We start from the raw sequence: 15,364 nt of genomic DNA on the forward strand, positions 1-15,364 counted from the left end.
TGGGTTACCAGGGGACGGTTCCGGCGTCGTCGAAGAATCCGCCGGTCGGTCCGTCGTCGGGCAGGGTCGCGAGGTGAATCGCGATGGCCGCGCCCTGTTGTGGTGTGCGGACGCCGCGGAAGCCGTTGAGGTCGGTGGCGGTGAAGCCGGGGCAGCCGGAGTTGATCAGGATGTTGGTGTCTCCCAGTTCCTTGGCATATTGAATAGTGAGGGCGTTGAGGAAGGTCTTCGAGGCCAAGTAGGCGGCGGGGACCGGACCCATATCGACGTCGGGTGTGGTTTGCAGGGCGAGCGAGCCGACGCTGCTGGACATGTTCACAATGCGCGGTGCTGCCGAGCCGCGCAGCATCGGCAGCATGGCGTTGGTGACGCGGATGACGCCGATCACGTTGGTTTCCACGACACCGCGCACGGTCGCGGGCTCGACCGTGGTGGGCGTCTGTGGCACGCAGCCGGTGATCGCGGCATTGTTGACCAGGACGTCGAGCCCGCCGGCATGGCCTGCGATCAACTCGGCCGCAGCGGCCACACTTGCGTCGTCGGCTACGTCGAGCGGCACGCCGAATGCATCGATCCCGTCCGCGCGCAGCTTCTCCACCGCAGTCTCGCGGCGTTGGTGATCCCTCGCGCCCACACCGACCCGCCAGCCAAGGGCGCCGAGGCCTGCAGCGACCTCATATCCGATTCCTTTGTTCGCGCCGGTCACCAGCGCGATAGTTGGTTCGCTCATGCCGCCGATCATGTTGCGGAGGCGGTCGGGGCGTCCAAGACCGGTCGGGTGCGCGGCGATACCGCACGGGTATTGGTCGTGGTCAGCGCCGGATACGCTGAGCCGGTGGAGACTCGGGAGTTGCGGTACTTCGTCGCCGTCGCCGAGGAGCTGCACTTCGGGCGCGCGGCGGAACGGCTCGCGATGGCACAACCGCCGCTGTCCCGGGCGATCCAGCAACTGGAACGGCGACTCGGAGTTGTCCTGCTGCACCGCACTACGCGCGCAATCACCTTGACCGAGGCCGGGTCGGTGCTGCTGCGGGAGGCCCGGACCGCTCTCGACGCGGTCGAAGCCGCCGAGCGGCGCACCCGCCGCGCCGCGGCCGACCAGCCGCGGGTGGTGCTGGCCGCCAAGGCCGGAGCGTCCACGGAACTGTTGTCGAAGCTTCTGGACGCCTACGCCGCTGAACCAGGCGCCGTGGCCGTCGAGATGATGCTGTGCGGTCCAGGCGAGCCGGAAGGTCTGCTGCGCACCGGACGTGCCGACGTTGCTCTGCTCCACCGGCCCTACGACACGACAGCCGGATTCGACACCGAGGAGCTGCACACCGAACAGCAGGTGGCTGTCCTGCCCGCGGGTCATCCCCTCGCCAACCGGGCGCAGCTGTCGTTGGACGAGATCAACGCCCAGACAGATCTGCCCCTGCCGCGCTGGCCTGGATGGGATGGCACCTACCCGGACGGCCCCGGTCCGCAGGTCCGCGACCAAACCCAACTGTTCCAACTGATCGCCCTCGGACTGGCCTGCGTCGTCATGCCCGAGTCGCTCCGAGACCAGCTAGGCGACGACCACGCCGTCGTGCCGGTGCCGGACGCGCCGGCCGTCACGACCGTCATCGCCTGGCCACCACACAGCAGATCCAAAGCGGTCGCCGACCTCGTCCACACCGCGACACGCCTCTGACCGACTAGGCCCAGATCGCAGCTGACGAACCGTCGGCGAAGGTCTCCGGCGGATTCGGGTACGCGCGAGCTCGCCCCTCCGCGTACCGCCCAGCCGACCAGGCAGCCGCGGCCGCATCGAGTACGTCGTCAACTCCCGCCACTTCACCAGCCAACCCGATATCCCCGACCACACCCATCCCGACACCTGCGAGCAACTGCCGCCGCTCCTCCCCACCCGCCCAGGTGGACTTCGCATGCGACAACGGCCGACCCGCCATCGTCGCGAAGCACACCTCCGGATGCACCTCGATCACCGCACACTGCGCATCCGGCGCCCACGCATCGACCTCAAGGATCCGCTTGGCCAAGGCGAACGCCTGCTGACTCACGCCCTTCCCCGTCGCCGCAACGTTCAACGCCGACGCTTCCGCGTGCGTAGCCGCCTCCAACGAGGCCCGCACCGGCGTCGCGAACACCGACGACGCCCGCCTCCCCACCACCCGCCGCGCGAGCACGTCCGCTTCGCGCGCCGCGCTCACCGGCAGCCCGATCGGAATGTCGATCCCCACCACCGCCAGCGACCCGTCGACCTCAGCCCGCTCAACCAGTTCGCCGATCGTCACCGCGAAGTACGCCCGTAGATCCCCGGCGATGCCGATCCAGCCCTTCTTGCAGGCGTCGACCCCCAGCACCCGGCTAGTCACGGATCAGGCAGCGCGACGGGAGGTCGAACCAGCGGAGGTGATCGAAGTCGGTATTCACCTGGCCATCCGGGTCGCTGACCTGCTGACACGTGGACAGCAGCTCCCGAGCCTCGCCGAGATAGTCGTCTAGGGCAGACTCGGGCGCGGTGTGGTCGTGGCGCGGATACCTGAGCTTGCCGTCGGCGTCGTACCCGACCTGCGACAGCCGCATCGGCGGCTCCACCGGACCGCGATGATGCCGCCAGAGACCGTTGGACGGGTCGAAGCGATAGTCGCCGAGCAGTCGCCAGCCGTCGCGCGCGACGAGCTTGACCGCCTCGACGACGTACGCGAACACGGCCTCGGAGATGAAGTAGTTGAAGTTGACCCGGACCCAACCGGGCTTGATCCCCTCACAACCGTGCAGGATCTCCTCCTCGAACAAGTGCGAGCGATCGATATCGATCCCGAGCAGCGTGTGACCGTACGGTCCGGCGCACGAACACCCGCCGCGGGACTGGATGCCGAACAGGTCGTTCAGCAGCGCGACCACGAAGTTGTGGTGCAGGTACCGCCCCGACGGTGCCTTGACCACGAACGAGACGATCGACAGCCGCTCGGAGTCCAGGTTGCCGAGGATCTGCAGATCCGGCTCCGCCTTCCACGCCTCGACCGCGCGCCGCAGGTACGCGTCCTCGTGCGCGCGGATCACCTCGATCCCAACGGCCTGCTTCAGCTGGAACGCCAGCCCGGCCCGGATCGACCCGATGATCGCCGGCGTCCCGCCCTCCTCACGATGTACCGGGTCGTCGAGATACCGATGCTCGAGCGGGTTCACGTACGCCACGGTCCCACCGCCCGGGACATCGGGCACCCGGTTGCGGAGCAGCTCCCGTCGAGCGACCAGCACGCCAGGGGTGCCCGGGCCGCCGATCAGCTTGTGCGGGCTGAGGAAGATCGCGTCCTTGTACGACAACGGATCCTGATCGCGTCCGCCGTACATGTCGATCTCGACGTACGGCGCGGCGGCGGCGCAGTCCCAGAACGACAAAGCGCCGTACCGGTGGAGGAGCGCGGAGACCCGCTGCGTGTTGCTGACGATGCCGGTGACGTTGCTGGCCGCGGAGAATGATCCGATCTTCACCGGCCGATCGACGTACTCCTGCAGCCTCGACTCCAGCTGGTCGATGTCGATGTGACCGTCCGTGTCCTGGTTGATCACGACCACGTCGGCGATCGACTCGCGCCAGGGCAGCTCGTTCGAATGGTGCTCGTACGGCCCGATGAAGACGACCGGCCGCTGGTCCGGCGGGATCTGATCGGTCAGGTGGTACGTGTCGTCGAGCTCGGCCGGGATCCGCAGGCCCATGATCCCGATCAGCTTGTCGATCGCCCCGGTCGCACCGGATCCGCAGAAGATCAGCGCGGTCTCGTCGTCGCCGCCGACGCTGTTGTGGATGATCCGGCGGGCGTCCTCGCGCAGGCGGGTGGTCTGCAGGCCGGTGCCGCTCGACTCGGTGTGCGTGTTCGCGTACCGCGGCAGCACCTCGTCGCGGATGAAGTCCTCGAGGAAGGTCAGCGCGCGCCCGGACGCGGTGTAATCGGCGTACGTCACCCGCCGTGGACCGTACGGCCCCGGCATCACCTGGTCGTCACCGATCACCGACGCCCGGATCCGCCGCAGCAGCGGCGTGTCCGGTGGCATCTCCCCCTGGCTACTCATGCCTCAGAGTAAGGCGCTGGAGTGATGTTCGTCGCGTACCGTCGTCGCGTCTGTGGATAAGGTCGGTCGCAGTCGACGGCGAGGAGTTGGGATGACGTTTTCCGGCGAGCTGTGGGACCGCGGTGCCGCCTCCGTGTACGACGAGATAGTCCGGCACCCGTTCATCACGGGCCTGACCGACGGGACCCTCGACCACGACGCGTTCCGGTACTTCATCATCCAGGACAGCCACTACCTCCGCGCGTATTCGCGGGCGCTCAGCCTGGTCGCGGCACGCGCTCCGGACGACGACGCTGTCATCATGTTCGCGCTGCACGCAGCCAACGCCCTCGCGGTCGAGCGGGAGCTGCACACGTCCCTGCTGGAGTCACTGGGGATCACCGCCGCGGATGTCGACGCAGCCGGGTCGGGTCCGACCACAACGGCGTACATGTCCTATCTGACGGCTGTGTGTGCCACAGGCACGTACGCCGAGGCCGTGGCCGCCGTACTGCCCTGCTACTGGATCTACCGCGACGTAGGGCGGGAGCTGCTCAAGCGGTCGTCACCGGACCCGCTGTACCGGAAATGGATCGAGACGTACGGCTCGGAGGAGTTCGACGCGGTCGTCGAGCAGGTGCTCGCGGTGACGGACGGACTGGACGTGGGAGCCGCGGAGCGGGAACGTTGTCACCAGCACTTCGCGATGACGTGCCGCTACGAATGGATGTTCTGGGACGCCGCTTATCACGAGCTCGATTGGCCGGTGGGATGAAGGACTTCTACGACGTCGTCATAGTCGGCGGTGGGCACAACGGCCTCGTCGCCGCCACGTACCTGGCCCAGTCCGGGCTGTCCACGCTGATCCTGGAGCAGCAGGCGCACACCGGCGGCGCAGCAGTCAGCGAGCGCGTCTTCCCTGGAGTGGACGCCCGCCTCTCCCGGTACTCGTACCTGGTCAGCCTGCTGCCCGACAAGGTCGTCGCCGACCTGGGCCTGGCTCTCGACCTCCGTTCGCGCGCGGTCGCGTCGTACACGCCAGTCCGCCGTTCCGGCCGCGACGTCGGCCTAATGGTGGAGCGGCCCGAAGGCGCTGTCACGCGCGAGTCGTTCCGGGCGCTGACGGGCGGCGACGCGGAGTACGAGGCCTGGACCGACTTCTACGGATCGGTCAGCTCGCTGGCCGAGGCTGTCGCACCCACTCTGCTCGAGCCGCTCCAGACCGCCGCCGAGGTGCGCGCTCGTGTCGACGGTGCGCTCTGGCACGAACTGGTGGAGCGCCCGCTCGGCGAGACCATCGAACGGCGCTTCACCGACGACACAGTCCGCGGAGTGGTCGCGACGGACGCCGTTATCGGTACGTTCGCCGGACTGCACGACAAGTCGCTGATCCAGAACCGGTGCTTCCTCTACCACCTCATCGGCAACGGCACCGGTGAGTGGCGGGTACCGGTCGGCGGCATGGGCGCAGTCACCGACGCGCTGGCAGCTGCGGCTCGGCGTGCGGGCGCCGTACTCGTCACCAACTCGTCAGTGACCGATGTCGAGGTGGATGGCGTACGCGGCTCGGTCACCTGGCTCGGCGGCGACGGTGAGCGGTCAGTGGACTGTTCCTGGGTGCTGTCGAACGTCGCACCGTCGACGCTGGCTGCACTGCGTGGCCACAGCGGCGTTGAAAAGCCAGAGGGGTCGCAGCTGAAGATCAACCTCCTGCTGCGTCGTCTGCCGGCACTGAAGTCCGGTGACGACCCGGCGCGGGCGTTCGCCGGTACGTTCCACATCGACGAGGACTACAGCCAGCTCGAGTCGGCGTACCAGTCCGCTCTGGGTGGTGAGCTGCCGGCTGTGCCGCCGTCCGAGGTGTACTGCCACTCACTCACCGATCCGACCATCCTGTCCCCCGAACTGGTTGCCTCCGGCCACCAGACGCTGACCGTCTTCGGCGTCCACTTCCCCGCCCGATTGTTTGCCTCCGACAACGATGCTGCCCGCACCGAAGCCACCAGGCGGGTGCTGGCCGGCCTCGAGTCGTACCTCGCCGAACCGCTCGAGGACTGCATCGCCCGCGACGCCGACGGCAACCTCTGCATCGAGGCCAAGACGCCGTACGACATCGAGGCATCCGTCGGCATGCCCGGCGGCCACATCTTCCACGGCGACCTGCAATGGCCCTGGGTCACCGACCCCGCCGAAGCCGGCCGCTGGGGCACCGAAACCGACGTCGCCAACCTCCTGATCTGCGGCTCCGGCGCCCGCCGCGGCGGCGCCGTCTCCGGCCTCGGCGGCCACAACGCCGCCATGACCATCCTCACCCGCTAACCGATTTCGCTTCTCCCCCACAGCCCTGCTACGATCCTCTTCGTTCGAAAGCAAGAAATGCGCCGCTAGCTCAATTGGCAGAGCAGCTGACTCTTAATCAGCGGGTTCGGGGTTCGAGTCCCTGGCGGCGCACAACAGCCCAGGTCACGCGAGTGTCCTGGGCTTTGTCGTTCCTGCAGCGAACCACAAACTGACCACTTTGCCGCTTCGGCCCATCGCGGTGGCCGACCGTCGCCGAATCCTGGGCGGGCAGCCAGTCTTCATCTGATCGTGACTGTGCGTCACATCACATCGATTCGCATCGTTCCCGGATTCCCGGACCTTCGGCCCGGAGCGGCGTTGAGCAGCCAACCATCTGACCGGTTGGAGGCTCCGCATGTCTAGGCCACCGCTGCCCATCGGATCGTGGGGGAAGATCTCGACCCGCGTCGAGAAGACCGACGGCAAAGGCAAGCCGGTCACCTACCTGTCGAAGGCCAGGATCCGCGACCATGACGGTTGCGTTCGACCGGTGACCGCCGTCGGCAAGACCAAGACCGCCGCCGAGCACGCCGTCCTCAAGAAGCTTCAGGATCGGGCCAGGACCAGCCAGTCCGGCGAGCTCACCGCGATGCACAAGATCAACCACCTCCTCGACCTCTGGGAGAAGAGATTCGAGAGTCTGATCGCCGACGGCAAACGGTCCCCCACATCGCTGGACACCTACCGCCGGTCCCTCAAGAACCACGTCCGTCCCGCCATCGGAGAGCTCCGCATCGGCGAAGCCACCACCCCACGCATCGACACCGTCCTGACCAAGATCAAGACCAGCTCAGGCGCCTCCACAGCCAAGACCTGCCGGGCGATCATCTCCGGCGCCATGAAACTCGCCGTCCGCTACGGTGCCCTCTCCGTCAACCCCGTCCGCGAAGTCGACACCATCGAAGCCCCACCCAAGGACCCGCCCCGCGCTCTGACCGGCGAAGAGGTCGCCCTCCTGCGCAAGAGCCTGGCCGCCGACGAACGGGCCGTCGAGGCCGACCTACCCGACCTCGCGAGCTTCATGCTCGGCACCGGCGTCCGCATCGGCGAATCACTCGCCGTCCTCTGGAACCAAATCGACCTCGAAGCCGGCACGGTCAACATCACCCACACCATCGCCCGCCTCGCAGGCGAGGGCCTCATCCGCAAACGCACGAAGTCGAAGGCCGGCGTACGCGTCCTCCACCTTCCCAACTGGGCCATCGCCATGCTCCGCCGCCGCCAGGCCGCCGGCATCCGCCTCGATGACCCCGTCTTCGCCGACACTATCGGCGGCTACCGCGACCCCTCCAACACCCGCCGAGCCCTCCGCACCGCCCTCTCCCCCGTCGGCAGCACCGCCCGCCGCGACCTAGGCCTCAGCCTACGAACTCTCCGCCGCCAAAGCGGCCTGAACCGCAAACAGGTCGCCGACACCCTCAGGTGGCCACAAACCACGATCGAACTCATCGAAACCGGCCGCATCAAGGTCGACCACGAACTCGTCGCCACACTCGTAGCGACCTACGGCATCAAACTCGACCAACTCCACGGCCTGCTCGCCCAAGTCCACGCCGCCACCCAACCCGCCGAATCCGACAAACTCGCCTGGATCCGCTCCCACGCCCTCCGCAAAACCACCGCCACCGCCCTCGACCAAGCCGGCCACACCGCCCGCCAAATAGCCGACCAACTAGGCCAAGCCAAAGTCTCCATCACCCAAGACATCTACCTTGGCCGCCAAGCCGCCAACCCAGCCGCCGCCCAAGCCCTAGAACACGCCTTCGACGACCCCGATCTACTGTGACCGGCCAAGAAGCTCCAGTTCTACGCCGAAGACCACACCCGCTTCACCGGCGACCGCGACCTCACCAAGACCCGCGAACTCAACCCCGACCTCGAGTCCTTCGCCGACTGGCTCGACAAGCACAAGGACGAGCTCAAAGCCTCGCAAAGCTGACGAATCCGCGCTCCACCGCGGCGGCCTGCGGAGTGCTCCAGGCCGCCGCACATCCGACCGATCCACACTCATCAACTCGCGTCGTTGACCGCCATTTCGCAGCACCTCACGGAGCAGTGACGGAGCAGGGCACGCCTAGCCGACTAGAACATACGTTCGAAGAACATGTCCTCTGATGCCATGCTCGGTCGGTTTACAGTGCGCCCGTCCGACGACGGATCCAAGACGTTCGGCGTCTGGGACAGCGCGGTCAACGGGTGGCGCGCAACAGGCATCGCAGACGAGCCGAAGGCCCGCGAACTGGCGTCCGACCTCGACATCCAGTACGACGCCCACGGCCCGCGCCCTCCCGACGCGATCCGTCACGTCCATCCGTCTCAAGAGGTCCAGCGCGCCGCCTGGTCCACCGGCGAGCTCGACGTCTGGATCCGCGACAACGGCGAATGGCTAGGCCGTGTCCGCGACAAGAACGGCCACGTCATCTGGGTTCCAGGCGCCGACCTCCGACCCCTCTGAAATCGGATACGCGGAACTCCTGCCGCGACGGAGGCATCGAGCCACCTCTAGAGCACCGACCACGGCGAGCAGCCTGGTCGAACCGCCGACAGTCCGGACTATTCGTCGCATTGCACGAGGCCGAGGGCGCCGCGGCCGGCGACGCAACAATTCCGAGGCCGACCTGCCATGTCCTCCGGAAGCTCGGCTGCCCGAACCTTCGAGCCTCTTGGCCTTCCGGGAGCAATGGTCACGCCACCGCGCGCTCATCCCGGTGGCCGGGTTCGGGTCGCGGTGCTCCCCAGGCGCACTACGCGGACAGCTAATTAGAGTTCATACTTGCGTCTGAGTCGTTGGCTAGTAAGACTATAGACATGAGGATGACGCTTCAGACTCAGCTCGTGCTGCAGGCGCTGCTGCGGGAGCCTGCAAACGAGTCCTACGGCCGCAAGGTCTCCGAGGACACCGGGCTGATGCCCGGAACGATCCAGCCCATCCTCATGCGTCTCGAGGCTGAGGGCTGGTTGATATCCCGCCGAGAGGACGAGAAGTTCGCCCACAAGGAGGGGAGGCCAGCCCGACGCTATTTCGCGCTGACTGGGCTCGGGGCACAGCACGCCAGCGAGGAGCTGGCCAATGCCCGCCGACGGAAGGGCAGCGTGCTACGCGGTCTCACCCCCGAGGAAGGCCTCTCATGATCCAGGTCGCGATGCTCGTGGGGGTCACTGTCGTGAGCACCCTGGTGGCCTGGGGTGGTCTTCAGTGGTTCGATTCAAGACGAGCCATGGCGCGCCTCCGGGGCGGGGACCACTTCGTTCACGACGGGGGATACTGGCGAGAGCTGAATGCGATCCGCAGTGCCCGGAGGGCCTCGCTGTCGTCGTTCTTGCTGTTGCTCCTCGGCCACCTCATGCCCCGCCGGATCCGCACCCGGTGGCACGAGGATATCCACGAGGCAATGCAAGACTTCCCGGTTAAGCAGCACGATCGGATCCTCCTTAGCTATCTGGCCAAGGTTCCCGCGGCCATAGCGTCGGGATGGCTTCTCTCGGTCCGCCGGCCGGCAGCAGGCGCGTCGCCAGGAGAGGGCTCCGATCGTGAGCAACGCTAGCCAGTCCGAACGGACACGGCGCCTGATCCCGATCGCCGGCCTCACCAGCCTGGGCGGCGCGGGCTCACTCACCTACTTCCATCCCGTGCTGGGTGGCGCCGTACTCGGGGCCGGAATGGCTCTACTGGCACTACTTGTCGCCGCCGCCCTGTTCGGAGGAAAGACCGTGAGCAGACGTGCGTTCCGACTGCTACGGCTCCTGACGACCAAGTAGAAGACTCTGCGCCGTGCCAGCCGCCAACATCGTGGCTGTTCGAAGCGCGCACCAATGAGTCATACTCAACTACCCGCCCAGCAAAGTTCAGTCCGAATGAGTCAGCGATGTGCTGTCTGCCCCCCTACGCCCTCGCAACCGGGAGCGTAAGACTGCGGCCGCTGGATCGGAGGTGGAAATGCGTGGAAGACCTGGCCTTCGCTTTGGTCGGGCTGCTTCTCTTGGCCCTGATCGTGATCGGTGCCGAGCGTCGCCGCTCCTGACGCAAATCTGATCGGGCCTAAGCGAGCCCGACCAGGAAGGCGCGGGGCCGATGGCCCCGCGCGGTTGTTGTCGCTCCAAGCATTCCGACCAGCCCAAGGTGCCGATAACCGAGCCTATGTAACGTGTCAGCGACCTAGTTACCAATTACTTCAAGAGCGAGTCCCCGCCGGGGTGCCTCAAGCACATCGAACCGGCCTAATAGGGCTCAGCCTGTCGGATGCCGCGATGACTCAATGCGTGATCACTGTTCGGCCGGGAGCGGTGGAAGAGCAGGCGGCACACCGGGGGCTTGGTTGACCGCCTTGCGGTACCAGCCCGGCCCGCCGATCGGCGTCGTATCACCGGCCAGTACGCGTTGCGGCGATTCGCTGTGCCGGCGGCGCCACCGTTGGTTGTGCCGATCGGTGAAGCCGATGATCGGGTGCAAAGCCTCCGGGTAGGTCTTCACCTTGAGGGTCACATGCAGGCCGAGCGTGTCGCCAGCCGGAAGCACATCCACAGTCGACGGGGCCGCGTCCTCTTGGCCCGGGGGAACCCACATCCCCCAGTCCACTGTGCCGCCCTCAGCGGCGAACAGCTCGAGGCGCGGGAACGAGATAGGCTCGCCGCTCAGGTTGTGGATCGTGACGCGAGCATCGGGCATGTTGTCCACGTTGGGATGCCAGTCCTCCGGGTCCTCGTACCGAGCCTGCACAACGACCACGCTCGCGACGTCGAAGGCTGCCTGCTCGGCACCCTCCTTCTGACGGCGCTTATCTCGCAGGGCATCCCACCGGGCAAGCCACAGCGCAACCGCTACCGCGCCGATCGTGCCCACCGCGCCGACCCACTCGCCGACTGCGGCCCAGACCTCGACGCTATAAGCCAGCACAACAACCCCGATCGCCGATGAATCCCATGGCGGCCAACCGTAGTGAGTCAACGGCCTCCGCGTCGACGGCCTCGCGCCGAAGGTCGTTTCGCAAAGGAAACCGGCCACACCGGCGGGTTATCACCGGGCAAGCTGGGGCCCATCAATCGATGGGCCCCAGTGCCGTGGGTCGGCGCCCGTGGACGACTGCGCCGACAACACCGAGCAGCCGCCACAACAGCGGTGCCAGCGCAGCCGTGAGGTAGACGGGCATGGTTATGCCCGGGCAGAGCGGGACTAGGCTCGCCGCTCGGCGAGGACGTCGTACCGGAAGGCGGCGCGCGGCGGACTCGGCGGGGCAGCACACCTACGTTCAGCGCAACGGCGATGCGGGTCAGCTGATGTTTCCACCGCTACCTCCGGGTGCCGTCGGCGCTCTCGACCGAGGGACACGTCGCCCGACTCAGAGGCTCCTCGCTGGCGATGTTGCTCGCGATCCTGTCCGAGCAGCGCAGTACGCCGGAGGTCGGCTGGTTCTCTCCTAGCGCGGGCAGCCGAGCGTTTCGGATTCTCGGCCTCGACCAGGACTGAAGGCCTGCCGCACTTACGGGACCGCGGGCTGATCGAAACCATCACCAAGACCGTCTCGGACTCCGGCCCGTTCATCGACTGGGCCCGCAGGCACAACATCCACTGGGTGATCGGACTCTGACGCTCGTGGCCAGGAATCCTCACTGCGACATCAGGTGCTGTAGGCAACTATCTGCCTGATAGCGCATGCTGGGAGCATGCCCGAGGCCACAGGATAGGCGACCGCCCCACTAACAAACGGCGACGCGGTACGCCTCCCTGCCGACCTGGTCGCCCCGGTTGAGCTCGAGCTGGCGCGTGCGGTCGAGGCGATTCAGCCGGAGTCGGCTCAGCCGGGCGGTTGCGAGTACGAGCCGAGATAGGACGGTACATTCACTGAACACGTCAACTGGTTCTCACGACGGTGCGATCGCTCGGTGACCGACCACCTCCGGGACGTCTTGGGTGGCGTAGACGCTACCCCTATGTACGATTCCGAGATACCCTCTGTAGGAATCGACGATAGGAGGCGAACCGATGAGCGATGTGAGGATCACGTCCAATGTCGCGCGGGTGCTGCGCGCGTTCCTTGACGCGCCAGCCGAGGAGCACTACGGGTACACAACGATGCAAGCAACCGGACTGCCGAGTGGCACCATCTACCCCATCTTCGAGCGGCTCGAACGCTCTGGCTGGTTAGAGTCCGGGTGGGAGTCCATCGATCCAGTTACCGAGGGCCGACCAGCGCGCCGGTACTACAAGCTGACAACGAGAGGACTTCCGGCTGCGCGGCAGGCTCTGGCCGAACTCTACGAACAGATCGCCCCGAGTCGGCGGCCGTTGGGATCCGTGAAGCCGGTGGAGGGCAGTTAGGTGAAGCTCGGCATGTCGACCGCTCTGATCGCCGTTGTCGTATTCATTCTTGCTGTCGCAGCCAAGGTTGCTATCAGCCTCTTGGCTAAAGAGGCAGAGGCCCGAATTCTCGTGATACCGCAGCTCCTCGTCCGCGTCGCAGGTTGGCTTCTGCCGCGGGCGCAGCGACATAAGCATGTGCAAGTGTGGACCGCGGAGTTACATCACGTAACCGTCGGGCTAGACGGACTGCCAATCACCCGCCTTGCCCGTGGCATCCGGTTTGCGCTTGGTGTCGTTCGAGCCGCCCCAAGGATTGCAACAGCGCCTGCGAAGGGTCTGCTCGGCCGAGGCGTGTACGTGATATATCAGACCAACACCGGCCTGATGACGTTCTTCCTCATATCGATGTTGATTGGCTTGGCGAATACCCGGGCTGCTGATATCCCGACTGTTGTCACCGTCGTCGCGTTCTTCATAAGTGCTCCGGCAGCCTCGATTACAGCCGGTCGTCTCGCTGCAGTGCGCGTCGCGAACAACTCAGGCGGCCCGCTGCTGCCGCTGATGGTGGCGTGGAGCGTTTTCACCGAGCTGGCCGCCTGCGCGGCCTTCATCGGGTTGTCCGCTGTGGGCTCGGCAGGGTATCGAGCCAGTGGATTCGCTGTAGCTGTCACGGCCGCCTGCGCCGCACTGGTCGCTGTCCTCAGTGGAGCAGTTGTTCTGCTGATAATCCGTGCTCGGCGGGGCCTCACTGCAGCTGAACAGGTGCGGGACCTGCTGAGTGCCGTTGCACCTTCATCAGCTTTGACCTCGGTGTTCTTCGCGCTGACAGCCAGCTGGATCTCCACTGACGGAGGCCGATCCGCCGTCGTGTCGATCAGCGTCATTGCCGGATTACTCTCGGCCTTGGTGGCAACGCTAGGGGCCGTGACCTCAGATGCGGGTGCTGAGCTGAGTCTTCCGATGATCATGGTTCTGCTCTTTGCTACAACGGCTGGCTCACTGCCGCTCTTCGCCAGCTTGGCCACCATTACTGGAACTTACGACTCCGGTTGGTTGTATTGGGCAATTCCCTTGATCGTGGCCTACCTTGCGGTATTCCTCTTTATTGGCAAGATCCGGTCGGTGGTCACTGCGGCGCTGTCTGTTCAGACAAGACCCTGAGGCGGTGGCCTGGGCAGAAGACCAGCTGCATCCGCGTCCCAGTGCTGCCCGACGAGTGTTGATGTAGCCATCAGGAGCGCGCGAGGGTTGGCCGGGGATCTAGGGCCGCACCACCGAGCATGCAGCTCCGCGGACCGCACACATCACGGACAGGCGTCCCGTCACGATAGCTGTCATCCACACGAGAACCCACCGCCGGCTTAGCACAATCGGCGTTCGAGACGCTCGCTGCCGCAGGAGTTCTTTCAACTAGACGTGATCGTGCGTCAGGTGCGTAGCCGATCGACCAGCTCGAGCCCGGATGCAGGACCTCGGGCGCTCCACCACGAGTGAGGTACTTCCGTACCCATCCGGTCTTTGCCTGGAGCAACTGTCGACGGTAGAACATCGCGGCGGCGCGATTGACCGCGAGCAGTCGCTGGCGTTCTGCAATCGACGGTACGGCGTTCGGGTCAGGTCGCCGGTTCACGATGCTTCCAGCGGCGTCGGGTCGTCTTCTTCACGCTCCGACACTCGCCTCGGCATCACCACCGTGGAACCCGGCTTCGTGGATCCAGGACTAGTCGAAGCCAAGCAATGGAACGTTATACAGATCGGGTTGTCGTGGCCGCGAGAACGTGGGTGCAGTGACCTCGACGAGATACATCTCCGTCAGGAACTGGATCTTCCCGCCGAGCAGATGGCTGGTGTGAGCGGTCGCCGAGTGTGCCTTCAGACCCACGGACACATGGATGTGCGGCAACACAGTTCCCGATTCCTCGTCGTACGCGAGCGAGCCACCGCCGATCGCCTCGACATACTCGAGGTGCACGGCGCTCCATACCGGCGCGTCCGGATCTTCCAGCTTCTCGCAGGTGCCGACGAGTTGTACGTCGCGCATGCCGGCGATGAACATCGGGATGAACCCCTGCCGCACGCCGTACTCCGCGCAAAACTCTGCCAGCGCCGGATAGAAATCGTCACCGTGGTCGAAGTGCACAGCGAAGGTCCGGCCCATCGTCAGTTCAGCGGCGCGCAAGCTCAGCTCCTTGGAGAGTGTCGATGTAGGCAACGTACCGAATCGCGGTGTTGAGCCCCTGCATCGACAGCCGGCGGCTCCGCGGTTGGGCAATGTCCTCGACGCCAGCGACAGCGAGCTCTTCGCATCGCCGCTGGAACCACGGCCACGGCACGATCAGGTAGTTGGCGATCGCCCGGAGCCGCCGCTCGGGAGTCGGCTCTGCGACCAGCGACTCCGCGGAGACCTGGCGTGCAACATCCCGGAAGACCGACCGGCGCGACGGCGGCGCGCTCGCATCGACGTACCAGAGGCCAGCCCTACCCAACCAGTTGGCGACGATCGCCTCTTCGCTGAGGACGAAGCCCTCGACAGCGCCATGCTCCGGCTCAGTGCTCAGCTCGACCGTGATCCCGAATGCCTCCATCAGCGCGATCGCGAGCAGCATCAGCACCCGATCGTACATGGGTGACTCGGCGACAGCTCTCAGGTGCGCACCTCTTTACGCACCTCAATCAGGGCGAGAG

16 protein-coding genes and 1 tRNA gene are annotated in these 15,364 nt (G+C 66.0%); 11 read left to right on the plus strand and 6 right to left on the minus strand.

Going from position 1 to position 15,364, the window contains the following annotated elements:
* Positions 1-4: 4 nt before the first annotated feature.
* A complete protein-coding gene (locus ACFWUU_RS05275; protein ID WP_380172884.1) occupies positions 5-730 on the minus strand; it encodes an SDR family NAD(P)-dependent oxidoreductase in 726 nt (241 codons plus the stop codon).
* A gap of 105 nt (positions 731-835) precedes the next feature.
* Between ACFWUU_RS05275 and ACFWUU_RS05280 the strand changes: the two genes are divergently transcribed.
* Entirely contained in the window at positions 836-1,675 is an 840-nt protein-coding gene (locus ACFWUU_RS05280) for a LysR family transcriptional regulator (RefSeq protein WP_380172887.1), read from the plus strand.
* 4 nt (positions 1,676-1,679) lie between these two features.
* Here ACFWUU_RS05280 and ACFWUU_RS05285 read toward each other — a convergent pair whose 3' ends face one another.
* Positions 1,680-2,360, minus strand: a complete 681-nt coding sequence (locus tag ACFWUU_RS05285; RefSeq protein WP_380172889.1) for a DUF429 domain-containing protein — start codon at positions 2,358-2,360, stop codon at positions 1,680-1,682.
* The gene (locus tag ACFWUU_RS05290) at positions 2,353-4,062 is read right to left on the minus strand and encodes an aminotransferase class V-fold PLP-dependent enzyme (protein ID WP_380172891.1); all 1,710 of its coding nucleotides are present in this window, start codon (positions 4,060-4,062) and stop codon (positions 2,353-2,355) included. Before ACFWUU_RS05290 ends, ACFWUU_RS05285 begins: the two co-directional genes overlap by 8 nt.
* 91 nt (positions 4,063-4,153) lie before the next feature.
* Here ACFWUU_RS05290 and tenA point away from each other — a divergent pair, with 91 nt between their 5' ends.
* The 8 genes from tenA to ACFWUU_RS05330 all read left to right on the plus strand — a co-directional run bounded on the left by tenA (position 4,154) and on the right by ACFWUU_RS05330 (position 10,140).
* On the plus strand, positions 4,154-4,816 hold the full coding sequence (gene tenA / locus ACFWUU_RS05295; protein ID WP_380172893.1) for a thiaminase II: 663 nt from the start codon (positions 4,154-4,156) through the stop codon (positions 4,814-4,816).
* On the plus strand, positions 4,813-6,360 hold the full coding sequence (locus ACFWUU_RS05300) for a phytoene desaturase family protein (protein ID WP_380172895.1): 1,548 nt from the start codon (positions 4,813-4,815) through the stop codon (positions 6,358-6,360). The genes tenA and ACFWUU_RS05300 overlap by 4 nt, the downstream gene beginning before the upstream one ends.
* 59 nt (positions 6,361-6,419) lie before the next feature.
* Positions 6,420-6,492 (plus strand) — tRNA-Lys (locus ACFWUU_RS05305).
* Between the two features lie 244 nt (positions 6,493-6,736).
* Entirely contained in the window at positions 6,737-8,167 is a 1,431-nt protein-coding gene (locus ACFWUU_RS05310; RefSeq protein WP_380172897.1) for a helix-turn-helix domain-containing protein, read from the plus strand.
* A gap of 318 nt (positions 8,168-8,485) precedes the next feature.
* Entirely contained in the window at positions 8,486-8,836 is a 351-nt protein-coding gene (locus tag ACFWUU_RS05315; RefSeq protein WP_380172899.1) for a hypothetical protein, read from the plus strand.
* A 353-nt stretch (positions 8,837-9,189) separates the two neighbouring features.
* Positions 9,190-9,513 carry a PadR family transcriptional regulator gene (locus tag ACFWUU_RS05320; protein WP_380172901.1) on the plus strand — a complete coding sequence of 108 codons (324 nt, stop codon included), beginning with the start codon at positions 9,190-9,192 and terminating at the stop codon, positions 9,511-9,513.
* Positions 9,510-9,926, plus strand: coding sequence for a hypothetical protein (locus tag ACFWUU_RS05325; RefSeq protein ID WP_380172903.1), 417 nt, complete (start codon positions 9,510-9,512; stop codon positions 9,924-9,926). Before ACFWUU_RS05320 ends, ACFWUU_RS05325 begins: the two co-directional genes overlap by 4 nt.
* Positions 9,913-10,140 carry a hypothetical protein gene (locus ACFWUU_RS05330; protein ID WP_380172905.1) on the plus strand — a complete coding sequence of 76 codons (228 nt, stop codon included), beginning with the start codon at positions 9,913-9,915 and terminating at the stop codon, positions 10,138-10,140. Before ACFWUU_RS05325 ends, ACFWUU_RS05330 begins: the two co-directional genes overlap by 14 nt.
* Before the next feature lie 505 nt (positions 10,141-10,645).
* Here ACFWUU_RS05330 and ACFWUU_RS05335 read toward each other — a convergent pair.
* Positions 10,646-11,275 carry a hypothetical protein gene (locus ACFWUU_RS05335; RefSeq protein ID WP_380172907.1) on the minus strand — a complete coding sequence of 210 codons (630 nt, stop codon included), beginning with the start codon at positions 11,273-11,275 and terminating at the stop codon, positions 10,646-10,648.
* Between the two features lie 1,176 nt (positions 11,276-12,451).
* On the opposite strand from ACFWUU_RS05335, the gene ACFWUU_RS05340 reads away from it, so the two are divergent.
* Both ACFWUU_RS05340 and ACFWUU_RS05345 read left to right on the plus strand, forming a co-directional pair.
* Positions 12,452-12,697 carry a PadR family transcriptional regulator gene (locus tag ACFWUU_RS05340; protein WP_380174273.1) on the plus strand — a complete coding sequence of 82 codons (246 nt, stop codon included), beginning with the start codon at positions 12,452-12,454 and terminating at the stop codon, positions 12,695-12,697.
* Positions 12,698-13,840 (plus strand): hypothetical protein, encoded by a 1,143-nt coding sequence (locus ACFWUU_RS05345; protein ID WP_380172909.1) that lies wholly within the window; start codon positions 12,698-12,700, stop codon positions 13,838-13,840. It abuts the gene before it with no gap.
* 559 nt (positions 13,841-14,399) lie between these two features.
* Here the strand turns inward: ACFWUU_RS05345 and ACFWUU_RS05350 are convergent.
* Together ACFWUU_RS05350 and ACFWUU_RS05355 are read right to left on the minus strand one after the other, a co-directional pair.
* Entirely contained in the window at positions 14,400-14,858 is a 459-nt protein-coding gene (locus ACFWUU_RS05350; protein WP_380172911.1) for a PPC domain-containing DNA-binding protein, read from the minus strand.
* Positions 14,845-15,303: a hypothetical protein gene (locus tag ACFWUU_RS05355; RefSeq protein ID WP_380172913.1), complete on the minus strand. Its 459-nt coding sequence runs from the start codon at positions 15,301-15,303 to the stop codon at positions 14,845-14,847. Before ACFWUU_RS05355 ends, ACFWUU_RS05350 begins: the two co-directional genes overlap by 14 nt.
* Between the last annotated feature and the right edge of the window lie 61 nt (positions 15,304-15,364).

Source organism: Kribbella sp. NPDC058693 (assembly GCF_042715335.1).
Classification (GTDB): Bacteria; Actinomycetota; Actinomycetes; order Propionibacteriales; family Kribbellaceae; genus Kribbella; species Kribbella jiaozuonensis.